General features: G+C 68.9%; 3 protein-coding genes. 2 read left to right on the forward strand and 1 reads right to left on the reverse strand.

All coding sequences use genetic code 11. The features are described 5' to 3' along the window. Nucleotides 1–8: 8 nt before the first annotated feature. Together argG and AC1D15_RS21865 are read left to right on the forward strand one after the other, a co-directional pair. Entirely contained in the window at nucleotides 9–1,349 is a 1,341-nt protein-coding gene (argG, locus tag AC1D15_RS21860; protein WP_477827623.1) for an argininosuccinate synthase, read from the forward strand. Between the two features lie 123 nt (nucleotides 1,350–1,472). Then, nucleotides 1,473–1,922 (forward strand): hypothetical protein, encoded by a 450-nt coding sequence (locus AC1D15_RS21865; RefSeq protein ID WP_477827622.1) that lies wholly within the window; start codon nucleotides 1,473–1,475, stop codon nucleotides 1,920–1,922. Here AC1D15_RS21865 and AC1D15_RS21870 read toward each other — a convergent pair. Further along, nucleotides 1,919–3,361 (reverse strand): DHA2 family efflux MFS transporter permease subunit, encoded by a 1,443-nt coding sequence (locus AC1D15_RS21870; RefSeq protein WP_052211262.1) that lies wholly within the window; start codon nucleotides 3,359–3,361, stop codon nucleotides 1,919–1,921. The two genes, AC1D15_RS21865 and AC1D15_RS21870, sit on opposite strands and share 4 nt — an antisense overlap. Nucleotides 3,362–3,703 lie beyond the last annotated feature (342 nt).

A 3,703-nucleotide genomic window follows, 5' to 3' on the forward strand; every position in this document is an offset into this window, starting at 1 on the left:
GACCCCAGATGGCCACCATCCTCCAGAACCTGCCCCTCGGGCAGAAAGTCGGCATCGCCTTCTCCGGCGGCCTGGACACCAGCGCCGCGCTGCACTGGATGAAGCTCAAGGGCGCCTTGCCCTATGCCTACACCGCCAACCTCGGCCAGCCCGACGAGCCGGACTACGACGAGATCCCGCGCAAGGCGATGCTGTACGGCGCCGAGAAGGCCCGCCTGGTCGACTGCCGGCTGCAGCTGGCCAATGAAGGCATCGCCGCGCTGCAGGCCGGCGCCTTCCACATCTCCACCGCCGGCATCACCTACTTCAACACCACGCCGCTCGGGCGTGCGGTCACCGGCACGATGCTGGTCGCCGCAATGAAGGAGGACGACGTCAACATCTGGGGCGACGGCAGCACCTTCAAGGGCAACGACATCGAGCGCTTCTACCGCTACGGCCTGCTGACCAACCCGAACCTGAAGATCTACAAGCCCTGGCTCGACCAGCTGTTCATCGACGAACTGGGCGGCCGCGYCGAGATGTCGGCCTTCATGACGAAGGCCGGCTTCGGCTACAAGATGTCGGCCGAGAAGGCCTACTCCACCGACTCCAACATGCTCGGCGCCACGCACGAGGCGAAGGACCTGGAGCACCTGAACAGCGGCATCCGCATCGTCAACCCGATCATGGGCGTGGCCTTCTGGCGCGACGACGTGGCGGTGAAGGCCGAGGAGGTGACCGTCCGCTTCGAAGAGGGCCGCCCGGTCGCGCTGAACGGGCAGGGCTTCACCGACCCGGTGGCGCTGTTCCTCGAGGCCAACCGCATCGGCGGGCGGCACGGCCTGGGCATGAGCGACCAGATCGARAACCGCATCATCGARGCGAAGAGCCGCGGCATCTACGAGGCGCCGGGCCTKGCGCTGCTGYWCATCGCCTACGAGCGCCTCGTGACCGGCATCCACAACGAAGACACCATCGAGCAGTACCGCATGAACGGCCTGAAGCTCGGCCGCCTGCTGTACCAGGGCCGCTGGTTCGACCCGCAGGCCATCATGCTGCGCGAGACGGCGCAGCGCTGGGTGGCGCGTGCCGTCACCGGCGAGGTGACGGTCGAACTGCGCCGCGGCAACGACTACTCGATCCTCAACACCGAGAGCCCGAACCTGACCTACGCGCCGGAGCGGCTGTCGATGGAGAAGGTCGAGAACGCGCCGTTCTCGCCGCTCGACCGCATCGGCCAGCTGACGATGCGCAACCTCGACATCGCCGACACGCGCGAGAAGCTGATGGTGTATTCGCAGGCGGGCTTGCTGACGTCGGCGGGCGGCTCGGCGCTGCCGCAGCTGAAGGACGACGCGGCCCGGTGAGGAGGTGATGGCCGCCTACAGCGGGTAGCGGCCGCCTCCGATCGACGGGCCGCCAAGCCGCATCGATCATCGTCGAAGAGTCGGCCCCGAGGGCGGGGCCGCGACACCTTCACGAGGAATCGCATGAACCGCTTCACCACGCTCGTCCCGCTTGCCGTCCTCACCGCCTTCATCGCCGCCGGCTGCAGCTCCACGCCGAGCAACCTGCAGACCGCCACCGGCGACACGCGCCCGCAGCCCGTCATCGTGCAGGTGCCGGTCGAGATCTCGAGCCCCGCGCTGGAATCCGGCTGCTGGGCCCAGTTCTACGGCGAACGCAACTTCAAGGGCGAGGTCGCTACGCTGGTCGGACCGGTCTCGCTCGACAGCGCCGACAAGATGAACGGCCGGCAGCTCAAGAAGGAGATCGACAGCCTGGTGACCGGCCCGAAGGCCACGCTGCGCGTCTACGAGCACGCGATGTTCAAGGATCGCTCCGTCGCCTTCGGTCCCAACAGCCGCGAAGGGGGCCTGATCACCAAGCTCGGCGTCGGCGGCCACATCCAGTCGCTGCAGCTCGAGTGCACCAGCTAAGCCGCGTGCGCGGGCTGCTCGCCGGCTGATGCGCGAACCGCGGTGAACCGCGCGGCGCCGAGCAATCCGCCGGCTGCCGCGAACACCGCGCCGATCAGGAACGCGAGGTGGTAGCCGGCGGTGAGCGCGCCCTTCGGGTCCGCGCCCGCTGACACCTGTGCGCCGCTGTGCGCCGCAGCCAGGCTGGCCAGCACCGCCAGCCCGAGCGCGCCGCCCATCATGAACGCGGTGTTGACGATGCCGGAGGCGAGCCCTGAATCCTGCGGTTGCACCTCGCTCATCGCGGCCAGCAGCAGCGGGTTGAACGCGACCCCGGCACCAACGCCCAGCAGCAGCATGCTCGGCAGCACGTCGATCCAGAAATTCCCGTCGACCGGTGCGCGCGCGAACAGCGCGAGCCCGAGCGCCGCCACCAGCAGCCCGCCGGCCAGCGGCTTCTTCAGCCCGAACCGCATCACCAGCTTGGCCGACAACCCGAGCGAGAACGCCGCCATGATCAGGTTGGACGGCAGGAACGCGAGCCCGACCTGCATCGGCGTGTAGCCGAGCACCAGCTGCAGGTACAGCGCCGAGATGAAGAACCACGCGAACATGCCGGCTGCCCACAGCACGCCGACGATGTTGGCGGTCGACAGGTTGCGCAGCCGGAACAGCGACAGCGGCACCAGCGGCTCGGCCACGCGCGACTCGATCGTGAAGAACGCGCCGAGCAGCACGATGGCRCCGCCCAGCAGGCCGAGCGTCTGCGCCGACAGCCAGCCGGCCTCGTTGCCGTTGACGATGGCGTACACCGCCAGCATCAGCGCGATGGTGATCGTCGCCGCACCCGCCACGTCGAGCTTCGCGCCATGCGCCGCCGGTGGCGTGGCCGGCAGCAGCACCCCGCACAGTGCCGCCACCGCGATGCCGATCGGCAGGTTGACGAGGAAGATCCAGTGCCAGCTCAGTGCGCCGGTCAACAAGCCGCCGAGCAGCACGCCGATGCTGCCGCCGCCGGCGCAGACGAAGCCGTAGACGCCCATCGCCTTCGCGCGCTCGGCCGGCTCGGTGAAGAGGTTCATGATCAGCGACAGCGAGATCGCCGACACCACCGCGCCGGCCAGCCCCTGCACCGCGCGCGCGACGATCAGCACCGCCTGCGACTGCGCGAGGCCGCAGCCGAGCGACGCGAGCGTGAAGCCGGCGATGCCGAGCAGGAACAGCCGGCGCTGGCCGTACAGGTCGCCGAGCCGCCCGCCGAGCAGCAGGAAGCCGCCGAAGGTCAGCATGTAGGCGTTCACCACCCACACCAGCGAGGTTTCCGAGAAGCCGAGGTCGCTGCGGATCGACGGCAGCGCGACGTTCACGATGGTCGTGTCCAGCACGATCATCAGCACGCCCAGGCACAGCACGGCGAGCGCCAGCCAGCGCTTGCGGGTGTCGAGGTGGCGGTGGGGCATCGGGAAATCCTCCGTCGTCGGGGCAAAAACGGCCATTCTCGTCGCAGCGAACCGACACACCCCCCAACAGGGGGGGCGCGCCGCGCGCGACCGCATCGCGCCCGCTCGCTAGACTTCGCCGTTCATGCGCCGGGGAGGCGTTTCACTTCAGAAGATCCAGACCACATGAAACGGGCCACATTCCTGCTCAAGCTGTGTTACTGCCTGAACCTGTTCGGGCTCTTGCTGCCGATCGTGCTGGCGCGCCTCGGCGGCCTGCCGGCCTTCGGCGATGCGGCGGAAGCGGCCGCGGCGCTGCTTTCCGGGCTGATCGCGCTGGTGCTGCTGCTCGCGGGCCTGTAC

The organism is Rhizobacter sp. P2_H2 (assembly GCF_056403375.1).

Coding starts and splice junctions, on each gene's coding strand:
- AC1D15_RS21865 (WP_477827622.1), top strand. CDS start 1,473: ATGAACCGCTTCACCACGCTCGTCCCGCTTGCCGTCCTCACCGCCTTC.